This is a genomic window from Prevotella dentasini JCM 15908, from assembly GCF_000614065.1.
GTDB classification, from domain to species: domain Bacteria; phylum Bacteroidota; class Bacteroidia; order Bacteroidales; family Bacteroidaceae; genus Prevotella; species Prevotella dentasini.
On sequence record NZ_BAKG01000027.1, the window covers coordinates 1 to 18,088 of the forward strand.

The 18,088-nt window shown below is 45.9% G+C and carries 18 protein-coding genes and 2 pseudogenes; 9 read left to right on the forward strand and 11 right to left on the reverse strand.

Going from position 1 to position 18,088, the window contains the following annotated elements; all coding sequences use genetic code 11:
• The first annotated feature begins 443 nt into the window (after positions 1–443).
• The 7 genes from JCM15908_RS10770 to JCM15908_RS10810 all read left to right on the forward strand — a co-directional run bounded on the left by JCM15908_RS10770 (position 444) and on the right by JCM15908_RS10810 (position 6,026).
• Entirely contained in the window at positions 444–704 is a 261-nt protein-coding gene (locus JCM15908_RS10770; protein WP_025003323.1) for a hypothetical protein, read from the forward strand.
• Positions 705–798: 94 nt separating this feature from the next.
• Positions 799–1,641, forward strand: coding sequence for a GLPGLI family protein (locus tag JCM15908_RS14205; protein WP_084607873.1), 843 nt, complete (start codon positions 799–801; stop codon positions 1,639–1,641).
• 55 nt (positions 1,642–1,696) lie between these two features.
• Positions 1,697–2,533: a GLPGLI family protein gene (locus JCM15908_RS10790; protein ID WP_262498852.1), complete on the forward strand. Its 837-nt coding sequence runs from the start codon at positions 1,697–1,699 to the stop codon at positions 2,531–2,533.
• Between the two features lie 95 nt (positions 2,534–2,628).
• The gene (locus JCM15908_RS14210; protein WP_025003327.1) at positions 2,629–3,465 is read left to right on the forward strand and encodes a GLPGLI family protein; all 837 of its coding nucleotides are present in this window, start codon (positions 2,629–2,631) and stop codon (positions 3,463–3,465) included.
• Positions 3,455–5,428 carry a carboxypeptidase-like regulatory domain-containing protein gene (locus tag JCM15908_RS10800; protein ID WP_148295582.1) on the forward strand — a complete coding sequence of 658 codons (1,974 nt, stop codon included), beginning with the start codon at positions 3,455–3,457 and terminating at the stop codon, positions 5,426–5,428. The genes JCM15908_RS14210 and JCM15908_RS10800 overlap by 11 nt, the downstream gene beginning before the upstream one ends.
• Positions 5,395–5,763, forward strand: a complete 369-nt coding sequence (locus JCM15908_RS10805) for a hypothetical protein (protein WP_025003329.1) — start codon at positions 5,395–5,397, stop codon at positions 5,761–5,763. Before JCM15908_RS10800 ends, JCM15908_RS10805 begins: the two co-directional genes overlap by 34 nt.
• The gene (locus JCM15908_RS10810; protein WP_025003330.1) at positions 5,742–6,026 is read left to right on the forward strand and encodes a TonB-dependent receptor; all 285 of its coding nucleotides are present in this window, start codon (positions 5,742–5,744) and stop codon (positions 6,024–6,026) included. Before JCM15908_RS10805 ends, JCM15908_RS10810 begins: the two co-directional genes overlap by 22 nt.
• Positions 6,027–6,640: 614 nt before the next feature.
• Here JCM15908_RS10810 and JCM15908_RS10815 read toward each other — a convergent pair.
• Positions 6,641–7,132, reverse strand: a complete 492-nt coding sequence (locus tag JCM15908_RS10815) for a hypothetical protein (protein ID WP_148295583.1) — start codon at positions 7,130–7,132, stop codon at positions 6,641–6,643.
• A 16-nt stretch (positions 7,133–7,148) separates the two neighbouring features.
• The gene (locus JCM15908_RS10820) at positions 7,149–7,613 is read right to left on the reverse strand and encodes a hypothetical protein (RefSeq protein WP_036893202.1); all 465 of its coding nucleotides are present in this window, start codon (positions 7,611–7,613) and stop codon (positions 7,149–7,151) included.
• A 597-nt stretch (positions 7,614–8,210) separates the two neighbouring features.
• Between JCM15908_RS10820 and JCM15908_RS10825 the strand changes: the two genes are divergently transcribed.
• Positions 8,211–8,618, forward strand: a complete 408-nt coding sequence (locus JCM15908_RS10825; RefSeq protein WP_025003333.1) for an FMN-binding protein — start codon at positions 8,211–8,213, stop codon at positions 8,616–8,618.
• Positions 8,619–8,762: 144 nt separating this feature from the next.
• Here the strand turns inward: JCM15908_RS10825 and queF are convergent, their stop codons facing one another.
• The 9 genes and pseudogenes from queF to JCM15908_RS10865 form a co-directional block, all read right to left on the reverse strand.
• Positions 8,763–9,227 (reverse strand): preQ(1) synthase, encoded by a 465-nt coding sequence (gene queF, locus JCM15908_RS10830; RefSeq protein WP_025003334.1) that lies wholly within the window; start codon positions 9,225–9,227, stop codon positions 8,763–8,765.
• Positions 9,228–9,233: 6 nt separating this feature from the next.
• The gene (locus JCM15908_RS10835) at positions 9,234–9,926 is read right to left on the reverse strand and encodes a queuosine precursor transporter (protein ID WP_025003335.1); all 693 of its coding nucleotides are present in this window, start codon (positions 9,924–9,926) and stop codon (positions 9,234–9,236) included.
• Positions 9,927–10,379: 453 nt separating this feature from the next.
• Positions 10,380–11,393, reverse strand: a complete 1,014-nt coding sequence (locus tag JCM15908_RS10840) for a hypothetical protein (protein WP_025003336.1) — start codon at positions 11,391–11,393, stop codon at positions 10,380–10,382.
• Positions 11,394–11,413: 20 nt separating this feature from the next.
• Positions 11,414–12,511 carry a hypothetical protein gene (locus JCM15908_RS10845; protein WP_148295584.1) on the reverse strand — a complete coding sequence of 366 codons (1,098 nt, stop codon included), beginning with the start codon at positions 12,509–12,511 and terminating at the stop codon, positions 11,414–11,416.
• Between the two features lie 135 nt (positions 12,512–12,646).
• On the reverse strand, positions 12,647–13,765 hold the full coding sequence (locus tag JCM15908_RS10850; RefSeq protein WP_148295585.1) for a hypothetical protein: 1,119 nt from the start codon (positions 13,763–13,765) through the stop codon (positions 12,647–12,649).
• 8 nt (positions 13,766–13,773) lie between these two features.
• A complete protein-coding gene (locus tag JCM15908_RS10855; RefSeq protein WP_025003339.1) occupies positions 13,774–14,505 on the reverse strand; it encodes a hypothetical protein in 732 nt (243 codons plus the stop codon).
• A gap of 383 nt (positions 14,506–14,888) precedes the next feature.
• Positions 14,889–15,051, reverse strand: a pseudogene (locus JCM15908_RS15295) (3-oxoacyl-ACP synthase); the annotation flags it as partial.
• 253 nt (positions 15,052–15,304) lie between these two features.
• Positions 15,305–15,490 carry a cysteine peptidase family C39 domain-containing protein gene (locus JCM15908_RS14475; protein WP_262498855.1) on the reverse strand — a complete coding sequence of 62 codons (186 nt, stop codon included), beginning with the start codon at positions 15,488–15,490 and terminating at the stop codon, positions 15,305–15,307.
• Between the two features lie 17 nt (positions 15,491–15,507).
• Positions 15,508–17,667: an outer membrane beta-barrel family protein gene (locus JCM15908_RS10865; RefSeq protein WP_025003341.1), complete on the reverse strand. Its 2,160-nt coding sequence runs from the start codon at positions 17,665–17,667 to the stop codon at positions 15,508–15,510.
• 103 nt (positions 17,668–17,770) lie between these two features.
• Here JCM15908_RS10865 and JCM15908_RS15300 point away from each other — a divergent pair.
• Positions 17,771–18,088: pseudogene (locus JCM15908_RS15300) on the forward strand (hypothetical protein); the annotation flags it as partial.

Here is an 18,088-nt window from a genome sequence, read left to right on the forward strand (position 1 = left end):
CGTAAATTTCTAACCGTATATAAATTTTCCGCTAACCGTATATAAATTCTCCGCTTGCCGCAAACGGCTTTCCGACTGCCCGAAAACGCCACTTTGACCATGCGAAAACGGCACTTTCACCATGCGAAACCGCCACTTTCGTCTGGCGAAACAGGCTTCCTGACAGATTCTGACCTGCATACCCGAAACCCGACCGCGAATTTTCTCACAATAGCGTGTGCGCTGCGTGAGGGCGTCAGTCGCCCTTACGTCTTGCCAATCACCCTCTGCTGCAATTCCTATACGCCGGCACATATACGGAAATGCTACAGACTGGGCGGCTTCTGCACTTTCACGATGTGTTTTCTATGTTTTTTGTTTTATTTAATGGTTTTGCTTTTGTCTTTTAATGCTAAATATATAATTTTGCAAGCGACTTAATTATTAATTAAAAATTTACAAACATGAAAAAAAATATTCTTACATTTGTGGCAGCATGTTGTTTGTCTGCCGTAGTTCCTCAGTCTGCATTTGCTCTTGTTGACCCTACAAATCCGGGGAAAGTTATTGATTGGGAGGAAGGACACTTTAGGACAGTGAAAGAGCTTTATAAGTTTAATTTCAATGGAATAATAGTTACCGTTTTTGAGGCGGTTACGCGTGAAGGAACAACTATTCGTTATGGTGTTGACTCAAATGGCAATGTGTTGCCAAACATAAAGTAAAAAAGGTTGTAACAAGGTGTTACGATAATCATAGTAACGCCTTGTTATAATATTGGTGAGGATGAAAAATATAGTAATCTTCTAATGATTTGATATGAAAACAATACGCTTGCTAGTCTGCTTCTGTCTTATTGCCACTTTGGGTACATTTGCGCGACAGCAGCACAATGATAAAACACTCCGCATAGTATACAACTGCATATACACGACGAATAAAGGTGAAAAAAGCTATAATGATGTTCAATATCTTGATATGCAAGATGGGGTATCCCACTTTTACAGCTATTATTATGAGCGTAGTGTGCAAATAGATGATAGCCTGAACCGGCGTGGTGACTTTGATATGAAGCTGCGCCAAAAACTAAAACGGCCTTATTCCTTATCACAAGAATATCATATCTACAAGGGGGTTCCTGAAAACGGAAAGCTTACCTACACCGCCATGCAGATAGAGCGTTTCAAATACGAGGAAGACATACCCGATTTCCATTGGGAGATACAGGACAGGGACACTACCATCTTCGACCATCGCTGTCAGGCTGCCACGGCGACTTTCCGGGGGCGGACGTGGAGAGCTTGGTTTGCCTTGGACATTCCCATGTCTGATGGGCCGTGGAAGCTGTGCGGATTGCCGGGGCTTATATTGAAGGCGGAGGACAGCGACGGGTATTTCTCGTTCGACTGCATTGGCATCATGAATGTCGAGACCAAGGCCATAGGAATGCCAAAGGACAAGTACCACTTCTGTACTCCCAAAGAGCATTTTAAGCTATACAAAGAAATCCGCACTAACCCCATAGGGTATTTGCGCAAGACATCTACAGGCCCGGTAATCATTTCGGAGGAAATAGAAAAGGGTTCCGACATCCGGAACGACCCGGAGAAGATGGCAAAGGTATTATATATTGAGAACTACGATGCCGAGGAGGAGAAATAGCCATTGAATGTGGCCTTTTCCTTTTAAGGTGAGAGACAGTCAAAATAACTTCACTATGCGAATCAGAAATCTACTTTTGTGTTGTTTCCTTGTTGGTCTTACCAACGGGTGGAGTGTACCGGTGCTCCGTATTGTGTACAGCAGTATGTTTATGAGAGATACAGACTCGAAGGCATTGCAGGATATTCAGTATCTGGATATTGCATCGGAGAAATCGCACTTCTATAGTTACAACGCGCAACGAATCAGGGAAATCAACGACAGCCTGAATCGGCGTGGCAACATGGACTTGAGTTTACGTCAACGGGCAGGAAGGCCCTATTTCGATCATCAGAGCTATGAGGTCTATAAGGGAATACCCCAAAAGGAGAGGCTCACCTACACCAGCTCGGAGTTGGGAGACTTCAGGTATGAGGAGGAAATTCCCAATCTGCATTGGGCGATACAAGACAGGGACACCACCATTCTTGAGCATCGCTGTCAGGCTGCTACGACGACGTTCCGTGGACGGACATGGCGCGTTTGGTTTGCCTTGGACATCCCCATTCCCGACGGGCCGTGGAAGCTGTGCGGTCTGCCGGGGCTGATACTGAAGGCGGAGGACAGCAAGGGACACTTCTCATTCGACTGCGTTGGAATAATGAATGTTGAGGGCAAGGATATAGAGGTTAGAAAAGAGAACTATCATGTCTGTACGCCACGCGAGTATTTCAATATTTTCAAGGAGATTCGGACTAATCCCATAGGTTTTTTGAATAGAACACGCCCGGGCAAAATGGTGATGTCGGATGATTTGAGAAAGGTGATAGGTGATGCCGATATCAGGAACAATCCCGAGAAACTGGCAAAGATAGTATATCTTGAAGACTACGATGCAGAGAAGGAGGAATAGCTGTTGAGTGTAGGCTTGTCTGCTTTTGTGTTATAATGCAGTAATCTTTTGTTTTGGCAAATTTTATAGGAAGAAAATTATAAATTGCTTTTAATATGAAGAATGTGTTCTTGTTTTTACTCTTTCTTGTGGCAGGAGGAACAAATGTTTTTGGTCAGTCTGGCAAAAGCACATTAAGGATTGTGTACAATACGTTATATACGAGAGATAAGGACTATAAGAGCAATCAGGATGTTGAGTATCTTGACATACAAGATAGTATATCGCATTTCTATAGCCATTATTGGCAACGGACGAAAGAGATAGAAGACAGTCTGAATCGCCGTGGAAACTTTGACTTGAAGTTGCGCCAAAGGCTGAACCGCCCTTATTCGTCGGGGCAGGAATACCATATATACAAGGGAATCCCTGAAAAAGGGAAACTTACCTATACTGCCCTGCAAATGGCAGACTTCAAATATGAGGAGGAGATTCCCAATCTCCATTGGGAGATACAGGATAGGGACACTACCATCCTTGAGCATCGCTGTCAGGCTGCTACGACGACGTTCCGTGGACGGACATGGAATGTTTGGTTTGCCTTGGACATTCCAATTCCCGACGGACCGTGGAAGCTGTGCGGCCTGCCGGGGCTGATACTGAAGGCGGAGGACAGCGAAGGATATTTCTTGTTTGATGGTGTCGGGATATCGAATGTCAATATCAAGGGAATAGAGGTGGCAAAGGAAAACTATTATGCCTGCACCCCACGGGAACATTTCAAACTTTACAAGGAATATCTCACCAATCCTATAGGACTTCTTCGTAAGACGACTACAGGTAGTGTGATGATTCCCGAAGAGCATGAGAGGGAAACCGATATCAGGAACAATCCCGAGAAACTGGCAAAGATAGTATATCTTGAAAACTACGATGCAGAGGATGAGAAATAGGTACAGAGCTTTTGTTTTTTGCGTGTTGGCCTTTGTCCTTTTCCTTTTACCTGTCAGTGCTGTCGCACAGAATCTTACGGGTAGGGTGGAAGACGAGTCGGGCAGCGGGCTGAAGAAAGTTTCCGTCGTTCTGCTTGACGGAAGGAACTTGGCTGTATCCTATGCACTGACGGGCAACGACGGGAGTTTCTCTGTTTCAGTACCGACGGGAAAGGCTGCCAAGGCCATCAAGTTCAGCTGTCTGGGCTATAGCCCGGAGCAGATGCAGCTTTCCGATTTCAAGAACGGACAGGCCGTCAGGCTTCAGCAGCACGCGGTAGAGCTGAAGGAAGTGAAGGTGAAGCCCAAGGGAATAGTGCAGCGGGGCGATACGCTCGACTATCTCGTCAGCAAATTCAAGAAAGACCAAGACCGCTCCATAGCCGACGTGATAGCGCGGATGGCAGGGCTGAACGTATCGAAAGACGGAAAGATAACCTATCAGGGGCGGGCTATCAACAAGTTCTATGTGGAGGGAATGGACCTCATGGGCGGAAAGTATTCCGTTATCAGCGAGAATCTCTCTGCCGACAAGGTGAAGAAAGTGCAGGTCTATGAAAAGCATCAGCCCGTCAAGAGCCTGAAAGACATAGATTTCAGCGAGCAGGCAGCACTGAACATCGTTCTCAAGGACGATGTGAAGGATGTGTGGCAGGGAACTTGCAGTATGGGGGGCGGAACAGCCTTGCAGGAAAAGGCTTCTGCGCTTTACGACGGGCGACTTAGCGAAATGCTCTTCTCAAGGAAGGTGCAAAGCGTTTCGATGTATAAGTTCAACAATACGGGCAAGAACATCAAGAGCGAAATAACCTCGCACTCCGTCTTTGAGGAATATGTGCCCACGGAAGGCAGCGTGCTGTCGAACCTGTCTACAAGCGTCAGCGACCTTGACGGGGAGCGCACGCAATTCAACCGCACCCATCTCGTCTGCAACAGCACTTTGTTTAAAATAGGAAAGGACAGCGAACTGCGGACTCAGCTGACGGGATTGTACGACCACACGTCACTGAATGAAGAGACGCAAACCATCTATACGAACGTAAGGGGCGACTCTGCCATCACGGAGAAAAGAGATGCCGACAGCTACCGTTCGGAACTGACGGGCGAAGTGTTGCTGAGAATCAACAGCGACAAACTCTATCTTGCCAATACCCTCAACGGATATATAGACTTCAACCGAAGTACGGGAACGACTCTGCTCAACGGACGGGAAACCCGGGAAAACGTGAAGCCACGCCGCCGGCAGCTGACCGACAAGCTGAAATTTGTCAGGAACATGGGCAACGGAAAGGCGATTTCGGCAGAAGGATATTTCTCTTACTCGTATCTGCCGGGGCAGCTGCTCCTTGCTAACGGAACCATGCAGGACCTTAACATCGACGCCCTAAGGTGGGGAGCCTCTACCGATTTCCGCCACAGCCTATGGCGTCTGGATGTTGCCTACAGAACCCGCTTGGAAGGCATCAGCCAGAAGATGACTACGGAGAATTTCCTGACAAACCAGACAGACACCTACTCGGAGTATAAATTATATGTTGAACCCCAGTTAGGATATAAGAGCCGGACATTCAATGTCTCGTCGGGATTCCCGGTGAGTTTGCTACACCGTTCGTTCAACGGACTGGATAAGGTGCAGCTGGCCTTCGAGCCTAACGTCAGTGTCGGATTTGAACCAACGGCGAAGTGGAATTTTAACGCATACTATTTCCACAGCTGGAGTCCCTCCGACCTGACGGGGACGAGCGATGCGCCCACATTTGTGGACTATCTGACGCTCCGGCGCAACAATGGCAGGCTCAGGTATACGCCTTTAGACTATCTGTCGGGCCGTATTGAGTTCAAGGACATCATTCACGGCTTCTTTGCACGATGCGGACAACATATAACTATATGGGAAGCGTCCCCCTGTACAAAAGCAGGATAGACCCGGTGTACAGCTTCTACGAGAGTGAGCCTACTGACAGATATACCTCCAACAAGAGTTTCGTGATGGAGGCTTCGATGGGGATGAACCTTGACTGGCTGCAAACAACCGTCAAGCTGACGGCACGGAGCAGTACGACGAAGACAGACCTCCTTGTGGGAGAATACCTCATGCCGACGACCATGACGGGAAGAGCCTTGGTGGCAGACCTTTCGTTCAACCGGTGCGGAGGCTTTCGCTCAAGGCGATGTCTTCCATCAGCTACAGCAGGAGAAGCAGCTCTGGGGAAGTGGGGCTGCCCGGCAGTTCGATTATGTACTACAATCATACGCTGAACGCCAGTTGGACATTGGGCAAGTGGCAGCTGCTCTGTAACGGCGACTACTTCCATAGTAACGACAAGTCGGCCTCGGATGCTTTCTTCCTTGATGCTGAATTGCGGTACAGGCGGAAAAAACTCGATGTCTACCTGTCGCTTCGCAATCTGTTGGGCAAGAATACTTACGAGAAACGTTATCTTACGTCGCTGATACGTTCTTACGACACGATAAGAGTGCGTCCGCGTGAGCTGATGCTCGGATTCTCCTATGGCTTTTAGGAGATGGCCGGGCAGAGGAGCGGGCGAGTAAATAGAACAACCGTAAAGGCATCGTTCCTTAAGGCAAATCGTCGGTCTTTGGATAGCTGTTTATCGGTTCTTGGATATCTATTTGGCTGTCTCACAAAAGCTCGCGAGCTTTTTGAGAGTTGGTTGTGAAAATTTCCGGGATAAAGGTTTTGAGCTTTCAGAGGAATACTCCTAAGCTTTGTTTTCGGACAGACACGTGGTCTGTTCCTGCATGTTGGGTGGATTCTGTTAGTCTGTAAGGACAGACCGCGTGTCTGTCCGCCTGCCCTTATTCGTTTTTCGTTTTCGGACAGACACGTGGGTCTGTCCCTGCATGTTGGGTGGATTCTGTTAGTCCGTAGGGACAGACCCCATGTCTGTCCGCCTGCCCTTATTCGTTTTTTCGTTTTCGGACAGACACGTGGTCTGTTCCTGCATGTTGGGTGGATTCTGTTAGTCCGTAGGGACAGACCCCGTGTCTGTCCGCCTGCCCTTATTCGTTTTTCGTTTTCGGACAGACACGTGGTCTGTCCCTACATGTTGGTGGATTCTGTTAGTCTGTAGGGTACAACCCCCGTGTCTGTCCGTAGTCTTCATGTTCGCTGTTATATTGTATTGTAAACGATACCCTCACTTAAAGCCCGGATATATTCTCCGTCTATTTTTCGTGTGTTGGCGGCATCCGTACATACAAATTTCACCTGCCTGTTCGCATTGTTATAATAAGTAAGAATCCCCTTTATAGTAACTTCCTTGTTTCGCCTATATAAGTAGAAGGTTACAGGACAAACGGCTTTCCCCTCACTATAGTAGTAAGATATATGTTCCGTGCTGAAATCATATTCCGGCGTTGCACTATTACCAAGTTTGTCATTTAACTCAATAGCCAACTGATTAACGGTTGCATAGAGGGCGTTGTTTGCATTGACGCGGAATATTTCCAATCTTGCAGCCTCTTCCCTTTTATGTTGCTCAAGCTGATAGATGTTGTTGCGCTCTCTCATTCTGCTATCGGCAAGATATCTGTCAGGTGTGATGCAAGAATTGAAAAGTATAAGTGTCGCAAGAAATGCCATTAGATTGGTGATAGTCTTCATAATGTTCATCTTCTAATTATTTTCTTGGGTCTATGTCAGTCCTTTCAAGTCTATATCGGAAGAAGTCGTTTCCATCTTGGACTTTCACCTCCAACACTTTATCCATACTCTTCTTTAACTTGCATTGATAGTTGAGAAACGCGAACTTGTTATTGTTGGACAGGTTTACGCTTTGAAAGCCTTGGTTTTTCCAACTTGTGCCGTCATATTTGTATATGGTAACGAAATACTCATTAAAGTTGTCAGTTTCAGCCAAGGTGAACATCAGACAGCCGGCCTTGAGGTCGGTTACATAGTAATACCGTGAGTTGTTGGTTTGGTACAGTTCATCATCAAGCGATGTAGCACTAATAGCTTCAATCCGATTTACAAACCAATTGCCGTCAAGCACACTCGTGTTAATGGACTCGTCGATTTGACATGCGGTCAGTCCTGACATTGCAATCAATGAGAGGAATAACAGAAAAGTTTTATTTTTCATATAATTCAGTTTCCTCAACCAGTTCCTGCCGAGGATTTGGTAATTATACGTAGAAGCGTGGAACTGACTATGTCTACATCTTCAGCCTGCGGTCCTGAGAAAACCTAAACGAACGGATGTACAAATAGCAGCCCACGCTATAGCGTGAGAACCACTATGCAAATCTTCGTTCGTTTTTGAAATTTCTCAGGTTTCAGGCCGAACAGATATTAGCATAACGCCTCTTCTTTTTCCAAAATGTCTCGGAATGGATTGCTCCAAACCAATTGCAAAGATAGTCCTTTTTAAAGAATTAAGGAAAAATATCTATCTTTTCTTTTGTTTAAAAGTATTTTCACTAATTTCATTTCATTGGTTTCGTCAGACGAAAGTGCCGTTTTCGCATCGCGAAACGGGCTTGTTCGCTGTGCGAAAACGGCACTTTGACAATTTTGTTTTTTCGCTGTCTGCAGACTGCCCTGACGGGAAGCCTTTCTGTTTGGATAGTGGCCTCTCTCTTTCTGAAAAGTTATAAAATACAAAAACAACGGGGAGGGACTTTACTTTTGGGTAAGTTTATGGTCTCACAGAATGTAACAATATAAAAAGGTAAAGGAGATGATAAAGAAACAATTGGCCACTCTTGCCATTGCAATGGCATTGGCAACAGGGCTGGCTTTTGCAGCTGTGCAGAAAGATAACGTCATGCGCAGACAGGCCGACGGCACGTATGTAGTCAATACTGCCAGTCTCGCTCCGAACGTAAGGGGATTCCGTGGAGCTACACCGCTGGAGGTGTATATCAAGAATGGCAAAGTGGTAAAGGTGGAGGCTCTTGCCAATCACGAGACGCCGAAGTTCTTTGCCAAGGTGAAGACCGCCTTGCTGCCTAAGTTCTCGGGTATGAAGGTGTCTAAGGCGGCCGGGGCAGCAGGCGTGGACGGTGTAACGGGAGCGACCTTGTCGTCGAAGGCGGTCAAGGCCAATGTGGCAGCGGCCGTTGCCTATTATAGGGCGCATAGGTAAGGACATGCCGGCCCTGACCTCCGGCTTAGCCTCTGAGGAGGATGCCCTATGGTGCGAGTAGTAGGGTGGGGCGGATTCTATGAACTCTCACTCCGATATTATAGAATATAAAAAAGGAGCAAGATGTCGCTTGCTCCTTTTGCCTTATGGATTGAGATTGTGATTCATGAACCGGTGCTCGGCCAGCTGCTCGTACTTCGTGCCCTTCTTGCCGTAGTTGGCGTAGGGATAGATGCTGATGCCTCCGCGGGGTGTGAAGATGCCCGTTACCTCAATGTACTTCGGTTCCATCAGCCGGACGAGGTCTTTCATGATGATGTTCACGCAGTCTTCGTGGAAGTCGCCGTGATTGCGGAAGCTGAAAAGGTAGAGCTTCAGGCTCTTGCTCTCTACCATCCGTTCGTCGGGCACATACGAGATGCGTATCTCTGCAAAGTCGGGCTGCCCCGTGATGGGGCAGAGGCTCGTGAACTCGGGGCAGTTGAACTGCACCCAGTAGTCGTTTCCCGGATGCTTGTTGACAAACGTCTCCAGCACTTCCGGGGCATAATCCGTTCTGTATTGGGTCTTCGCGCCGAGCGACTGCAGACCCTCTTCGTTTCTTTCCATTCCTTTTTATCCTAAGCTGAATATTTTCCAGATACTATAATTGATTCCCTCGTCGTAGGCGTCCTCTCCCTCATGGGCTTTCATTGCCTTGACCACACGGAGGGTTACGGGCAGGGCAATCACCTCGTAGACCGTCTTGAGCACTACCTGCCAGAGCATCAGTTTCGGTAGTTCTTCGGGTGGGACGACTCCTCCGAGGGCGAGGGGGAAGAAAATGACGGAGTCGCAGGTCTCTCCGGCAATGGTGCTGAGGATGGCACGCCAAGAGAAGTGGCGTCCCTGATTGCGGATTTTCATCCGGCTCATCACGTAGGCATTGGCGAAAGAGCCGGCGACGAAGGCCACGAACGAGGCGGCCGCTACGCGGGGGGCCAGTCCGAAGATGGCGTGGAAGCCGGCTTCGTTGGTCCAGTAGGGCGCACCCGGAATCCAGTCGCACAACGCCCCCATAGCCACGAAGAAGAAGTTCATGGCGAACCCTGTCCAGATAAGCAGGCGCGCCTTGCGGAAGCCCCATACCTCGCAGACGCAGTCGTTGATGATGTAGGAGACGGGGAATACTATCAGTCCGCCCGTGAGGCTGATGCCCAATACCGAGATTTGCTTTGTTTCGAGGATGTTTGCCGCAATGAGGCAAACACAGAAGAGGATGCTGAAAAGCATAAACAGCACACTCACTTGTTGTTTTGTCTTTGTCATTGTCTTGTTTTGTTAAAGGGGGTTGAGCAAGTACCCCTGTTTGAAAATCGGCTGCAAAGGTACGACTTTTTTTTGAAACTCTGCACGGTCTGATATGAAAATCCCGTAACCTCTTCATTGAAGTTACGGGATTTTTTCTTTTATCCGTTAATAGAACCGTGATGTTTGCGACAAATCGCGTTGGGATATAGGTACAAGAAGCCTGCTTCTGACACGGAGCCTGCTCAAGTATTATACTAATCCAATTACCATTCGTCAGGCCAGCGGAAAAGATTCTTTTCGATGGCTACTACTTCGTCTTTGGTATATAGGCCGGTGGTGCATTGGTGGGTGTGGTGAGTGCCGGCATGGTGTTCTAATGACCGATTGAAGTTAAAGGATTCCATAAAATAAAAACGGAGTACACTGTGTAATTTGCAGTGCACTCCGTTTTGTGTGTTGGAGTAAAAAGGGTTAGAGTACAATTTTTAGGGTTGCGCTTTCACCGTTGGCGGTAATAGCTTTTATCACATATACGCCCTTGGCAAGAGCGTTCGTTTCGAGGCTTGTTCCGTATGTGTGTTTTGCTATCTTCCCATCAATGGTGCAGATGATAATCTGTGCAGGGTGTTCGGTTCTGATGATGCCGTTTTTGTAGCAGATTGTTCCTTCTCTGTTCACCCGTGTAAATCCAATGCCTGTATTGCAGCTTTTGATGAACACTGCCGGCATGAGAGTTTGAGTTTGAGTGTTGCCACTTGCATCGGTCAACTTGATTTTCAGGTCAAACCACTCGCCATCGCTTGCCACAGTCGAGAGCGATGCTTTGTAGAAGTGTCCAAAGCCCGGCATGAAGTAGTATTCGGGAACTTCGATGGCTTGAAGCTCGTTCCATGTGTCGGTGCCGTGCTTGGCGTATGCCACTTCTACTTTGCTCACCGGCTTGCACTCGTAGTAGCGCATGGAGGCATTAGTCTTGTCGTGATGATATTGCATGTCGCCGGCTACAAACTCCAATTCTCCGTTGCCGGTAATGCGGTCGCTGATTAAACGGTTGTCATTGCCGCCCGATTCGGGAAGTTGCACGAAGCGCAGCATTTGAATTGACGGAGCGGTCATGTCGCCACCACTCGACTTGTGATGCAGCGTGGTGATGTTCTTTCCGTTCATGTCATCAACTTTGATGTTCTCTTGGATGAATGTGTAGTCGATGAAGTCGCCATTGGTTTCTTGCGACTTGACAACGGTTGTCCCGTCGGTTTCATAGATTTCGCCATAGCGACCCAAATAGGTGAGCAATTTAGTGGATTTGCCGTCATAGTCTTTCGATTTAACTGATACAATGGGGCAGTTGTTGCCATACGTATAGTTTTCGCCATTGTCTTTCCACGACAATGCAGGGTGTCCGGGATAAACAGTTGCTGCACCACCGCCCACAGGAATAACGAAGCCGTCGAGAATGTCGTAGCCATAGTCTACCACTCGCATTCCGGCGGATTTGTTGCCGGTTACGGGCAGTCCACAATGTGCTTGTACTGCTTGTTCTTTTCAATATAGGTGTCGCCCATCATGGGGTTCACCATCACTGCAAATCCCTTGTCGGCAGGTTCAGGCAGGTCGAGATAGAACATGTTTTCATTGTTTTCAAGAACCATGTTTTTGTTCTCGGCTTTGCCACTTAGCAGAACTTGACCGTTATAGGTGCACCACACCCGGTTGCCGTAGATGTGCGAAGCTGGCTCTTTTTCGCCGGCAGGAGTAGGAGTGAATTTTTGTTTGTAGAGCGTCAGGTTGGCCGGCTTGCTTTCCAGCGTTGCAGCAGCGTTGAGTGGTGTTTCAAACTTGAAAAAATAGGTGCAATTGTTCAAAGTTGAACGCATGTTGCAAATGTGCAGCAGGTTGAACCGATCACTCACCTTGTTTATATAGTAATCTACATCGTAGTCTTTCACTCGGTAAGAGCCGCCAATGATGGTGTGTACCACGCCCATGCCTTTGAGGGCAAAGAAGCTGTAGCTGCGGTAGCTGTTGGTGTTTCCGTTTTCAGCCACAGTACCGCCCGAATATTTGTCTAGAGTGAGTTGAGTGCCGTTTTCGTCATACACTTTAAACATAAATGGGACAATGGCTTCGGCTTTGCTGAATGTGAGTGTAGTGTCTTGGTCTATTGTCACATTCTCTTTGAACACGGCATAGGTGCCGGTTGGTTTCCCTTTGAACATAGCGTGCATGTCGTAGGTGCCAACGGGTACTTGTGCGGTAAAGGTGGCGTTTTTGCCATTCTTGTCCACGGCAAAAATACCTTGTTGGCTGTTGTAGATGGTCAAGCTCATGGGAGTGGCTTCGTTGGCATTGTAGTCGTAGACGAACGTTACGTTTACCGTTTGTCCGGCTTGCATGTTGACATGACGTTGAGGAACATATACCGTATGTCCGTCAGCGGTTGTCGACCGCAGATAGTTGGTTGTTTGTGGTAATTGCAATTCCACTTGATCATCATTCCGGCTGACGGCATGACCTGTTGTCATGTCGGTGATGATTTGGGCGTTGGTGCAAAGGGGCACAGCAACACTTGCCAAAGCCAATAATATTGTTTTTGTATTCATTTTGTGATTAAAGTTAAATCGTAATTTTGATATGATGAGGTTCGGTGAGCAAAACACATTGCCCGATGCAGTGAAGTTTCTTTCACCAGAACCTCATTTAAATGTTCATTGTTTTGTTGCTAGGCATTGCCGTTATTAGAGCATTACTTTTTGAGATTGGCAATTGCCGGCGGTATCGATGATTTTCACCACATACACGCCATGTGTCATGCCATCAGTCAAGATTTCACCGTTCCGGCTTTGTGCAGCAAGGCGACCGTCGATGCTGTAGAGTTGCAACATTGCATGGCGGTCTTGACTTGTGATTTTGCCGTTCTCAATAGTCACACCGGCGGTCGAAACCGTGGTTGAGGTAATGCCGCTTTCCGTGCCTATGATGCAGAATGCAGGGCTAATTGTTTGTGTCTGCTTGTTGCCCGATGGGTCGGTCAACGTAATTTCCATGTCATACCATTGTTTTTGTGAGGTATCGGGCACCGGTTCAAGCGAAGCCCTGAAGAAATGGCCGAAGCCCGGCATGAAATAAAGGGCGGGAACTTCTTCAACAGTGAGTAGCATACCGGGGCCGGTTGCTCCGTGCTGATAGCAGCTCACTTGAATTTCGGCAGGCGTGCAAGTAAAATAGCCTGTATATGATTCCGGAACAGGATTGTAGGTAAAGTCACCACCGGCAATTTCAACAACACCGTCTCTTGCTTCTTTAAAACGATCGGTCACGTTGCCTTGCTTGTCCTTGAATTGCAGCATCTGCAACGTTGGAGGCACGTGATCGGGCTTGTTTTCTATCATCACAAGCTGGGTTTTATTCATGCCGTCAAGTCCATCGACATTCACATTTTTATTGGTGAGTATGATGGAGTAGATGTTATCGGTCACTTGCTGTTCTTGTTGTTCTACCACATGATAGTCGGCATCACGCAGTTCGCCATATCGTCCCACATAGTTTGGAATAATGCTGATTTGTTCTTGTCCATCCACATTTTCTGAAGTGAAGCGCACCGAGTTCACTGGACAACTCTCGCCGTAGACGATGTTCGCAGCAGTCTTGTCGGTGAACGACAAGGCTGGGTGCCCCGGATACACTTGTGAGCGTACCATACCTTGTGGAGAATTAAAGCCTCCATCTTCCTCATATCCGGCCGTAACATAGTAAAGACCGTTTTTATCGCCCATGACTTGTTGGCCACAAGTGAAGTAAAAGTTCTTGATAGTGTCGCCGGGAGAATACGATTCCTTGACCATGTATTCGCTCATGAGCGGTTTCACCAGCACGTTGAATGGATTGCTTGTGCCATCACCGTCTTTGGGAGTGTCGAGATAAAACTTGGTAGTGTAGTCGGTCGAAGGCATGAAGGGATATAAGAGCGCTGTCCAATGACAGCCTCACCGTCGATAACGCCGGCCATGTAATAACCGGGAACATGAAAATCGCTGTTATCCTTCCACTTGGGGCTGACAGCGAATTTTTGGTCATATTTGATGAATCGTGAAGGATCGTTGGTAATGGTTTTACCGGTACTCAGGTCATTGATTACATATTTGTTGAACCAAAAAACATCGCCTACTGAAACCACACGGCTCTCACATATCTTGTAACGGTTACTCAACTTATTGATGTAGAAATCGGTTTCGTGTCCTTGATATTTGTAACCGCCGCCAATGATGGAGGCAACGTTGCCAAAACCTTCCAAAATAAAGAATGACAGTGACGAAAAGTCATCGGCCGTACCGGGTTCCACAATTTGATAACTTGTGTTGTACACGGGCATGTGAAGAGCTTTGCCGGTGTGGTCTACTGTTTTAATTGAAAACGGAATGGTGGCTTCGGCCTGCGACAAAGTAATGGTGGTGTCGCCCTTGATTTCCACTTGCTCTCTGAACACATAGTAAAGTTCGCTCCAATGCGACATGTAGGAGGCAAACATGTCGTAGGTGCCCTTGGGCACCGATTGAGTAATGCTCTTGTTTGGGCTTTCGTAGTTGCTGTGGAACATGCCGGCCTCGGATTATAGATAGAGAGACCAATGGGGACAAACGACGAGCTGCACTCGTAGTTGAGGGTTACTTTCACACAGTCATTCGCAGCCTGCTTTGCTCTTGTGAGTGGAGTGATGAAGGTAAAGTTGCCATACTTGTGGGTGTCGTGTTTTTGAGCATTGAGCACTAACTTGGTGGGATTAGGGCTACTGCTGTTGGGCAAAGTGCCGTTTGCCATGGCACTTGCATCTACCGCGATTGCGATGATGAGAGTAAAAAAACGGTTCATGGTAGTTGTGTTTAAGGGGAAAATTTGTTTTTTGTCCTTGAGTTGAGGTTTCCCCTTTTTATCCTGCACTCAAGTCCTTTTTCTGTTTATGAATTTGGCATTGAAAAATGTCTATTCTGCAATAAGCAATATCATTCCATAATGGGAATCTACCACTCTTTGATACAAGGAGAAGTATTTTGTCTCCATGCTTTATACCCTTTGTCCTTATGAGCTTTTTCAATCCGACATAAATGGCAGCCGAACTGATGTTACTGGCGGAAGTTTGGTTTGTTCTACTATTTTCAACGCAATAATACACAAAATGCATCAAACTACCAAATTTATTCGGAGAATTTTTCTTTAAAAAGTTTCATTTTCTCGTTTTTTCTCATTCCGAAGTACTAAATAGTTGATTCAAACTGCTTTTTTAAGCGTAATGATAAGATAAAAATCCTTTCAAATTACTTCCTTTAGACTTAGTATATTTTACAAGACTTTTCTTATCCCGAACTGGCGTAGTCTTCCAGTCTTGTCCGCTACCCTTGCTACAGGAGTGGCAGGGTGAAGTGTATAGCGGCGGTGTCCGTTTCATTAATACCAAGTAATGAGACTCCTTCTGTGGTTGCAAAGCAAATTCTATAAAGATATTCTATTGAATATTCCATTCTAAAAAAATTATATACCATCGCAAGGCATGCAACTCCACACTCCATCGCATCATGTTGCTTAATAAAAAGGAAGTTACTCTTTACATTCTTTCTTTTTCTTCTTCATTAGAGTGTGTTTTATCATGCTGGCTTGCACGTTTTGATCCGGCTGAGAAACTAAAAGTTACACTGATGAAGAACTTTCGGGAAATGAAATTAAAGTCTGAATGGTGTTCAAAATCACCATTTTTGAATATTTGTTGATTCCTTCCTCTGCTATTCAGCAAGTCTTTTACACCAAAATTGATATTCAGCTTGTCTTTCAAACAACTGAAATTTCCCTCTATATCTACTCCAAAGTAATCTGATTTCTGAATAAGATAAAGTTGTTTATAATGCCTGATATAGTGTAAATTAGCCATTGCAGTAAGTTGCTTGGACAACCTGAAACGGTTAAAACTTGACAGGACAAGCCCAAAGTCATTAACACGCTTGGTACTGTTCCGATAAAAGTTCTCACTTAGTTCGACATTACTTCTGCTATTCCATATACCACACGTGAAAGGAAACTCCATGTATAAAGCTAATTTCTTTAAATTACCGTCATTTCTTAATGTGTAGCGTGTTTGTTGTTCGTTCATCTGTTCGTATACCTCATTGATTTTCCTATCAATAAAAAGTGCGGATAACGAGAAAACATATCTTGACTTCAATACGCATTGTAGTGCAGCATTGTACAGCAATTCGCCTTTCAGGTTAGGATTACCTTCCTTATAGGATGTCTCGGACAGATGAAAAACAAATGGATTTACCATTTGATACGACGGACGGTTTATCGATTGCGTATAACTAAGCGACAGGGCATTGCCTTGTTCCATGTCTTTCCTCACAAAGAAAGACGGGAAGAAGTTGTTGTCTTTTTTGTTGTTATGTAATTGGGTTCTAACCCTTTGTTGGGTATTCCATTCTGTATATTCGTCACGTAGTCCCACTTGAAAATCCCAAGGCCGTGAGGAGTACCTGTACATTCCGTATATTGCATATCGTCGCTCATCATAGCTGAAATCATCCCGTTGGTCAACATCTTCCGATAGCACTCCTCCTAATGTCGTGTTTCCGAGATATAGCTTATTATCATAATCGATGCCGGCATTGACATACTTGGCACCAAGGGTAACCTGATGGCGGTTGAAGAACTTTGTAAAATCTACCTGTGCACTATATATGTTGACGCGTTCGAATGAGGGTTGCGATTTAGATATAATACTATCCCCACCTATGCCTTGGGTGTATTTATTCTCATACTCGTACAAATCATGTTCTCTTTCTCCTACATAATCTGCAATAAGGTTCAGTTTACTGCCCAGCGTATCTGTTTTCCATTCATAATTTAATGTAACATTATTGGTATTAGGCCTTAAAGTGTATGGAGCATAACTTAGAATATCTGTTTGATTGGGACTATTATCGGTAACGGTAGAATGAACCCAACAGGCACTGGCATAATCCTTTGCATAGTTGCCCGACCATTCTACGCCTAAATAATGCTTCGGAGAGATATAAAAGTCGAAGCCTAACTTAGGCATATAGTAAAGACTTTTATCTGTACTTTCAGATATACTGTTGACGGTAATGTTTTGTCCATAGTCGCTTTCGGATATCTTACTATGACTTGCCGACTGCCCTAACGCCATATTAGCATAAAGAGCAACGTTCCCCCACGAATAGGTTAACCCTGCAAATTCCGAAAACAGATTCTTGCTTTTCCGTTCGTATTCACTGCCCGCATACCCTGTCAGTCCGTACTCATGTTTCTTCTGGCGGTTGATGACAAGAACACCCGTGCCGCCTTCTGCGTCATACCCGGCTGTTGCCTGAGGCAGCAACTCCAAATTCTTTATGTCATTACCGCGCAAGGATGATAAATATCTTTTGAGCTGCGCCCCGCTTAGCCTTACCAATTTTCCATTTTCATATATTTTGATACCATTGCCCATAATGGTAATACCACCTTCTCCATCATAATTTACACAAGGAATCAAACTCAAAATATCAGAAAGAGAACGTGCCTTTAACAATTTACTATGTTCTACGCTAACTATCATTCTGTCAGCCTTATGTTGAACAAATGGTCTTTCTGCTAATACGGTTACTTCGGAAAGATTTATTGTGTCTGACATTGAGGTATGCTTGTTCTGTGCAAAGCCCGTTAGTACACATTGCAAAAAACAAAAAGATAGAATGTATAAATACTTTTTCATAGGCACTTTGGACAATTATAAGTACTCTTAAATTTGGTGATTAACGAAATCTGTCGTATCTTTATAGTGCTGAAAATACAAAGGACTACAAGCAAAAATCGCAATGTTCACAGATGACAAAGTTACTGAAATATTTTGTATGGCAGATGATTTCTGCAAGTTTTTTGATACAATGATGGCAAAATATACGCTGAAACCCTTTAACAAGAGAAAATATCACCGTGACTCCACGATGTCAAAGGCGGAAATCATGCTTGTCATGATTCTCTTCCATGATTCGGGCTATCGCTGCCTGAAGCACTTCTATATAGAGAAAGGAGATTCGGCGAAAGGACATCTGCATTGCGGAGGTACGGATACGCGCCTGTGGAATACTGCCCGCAGGCCGGAAAAACGGCGGTTTCGGGCAGCCGGAAAGCCG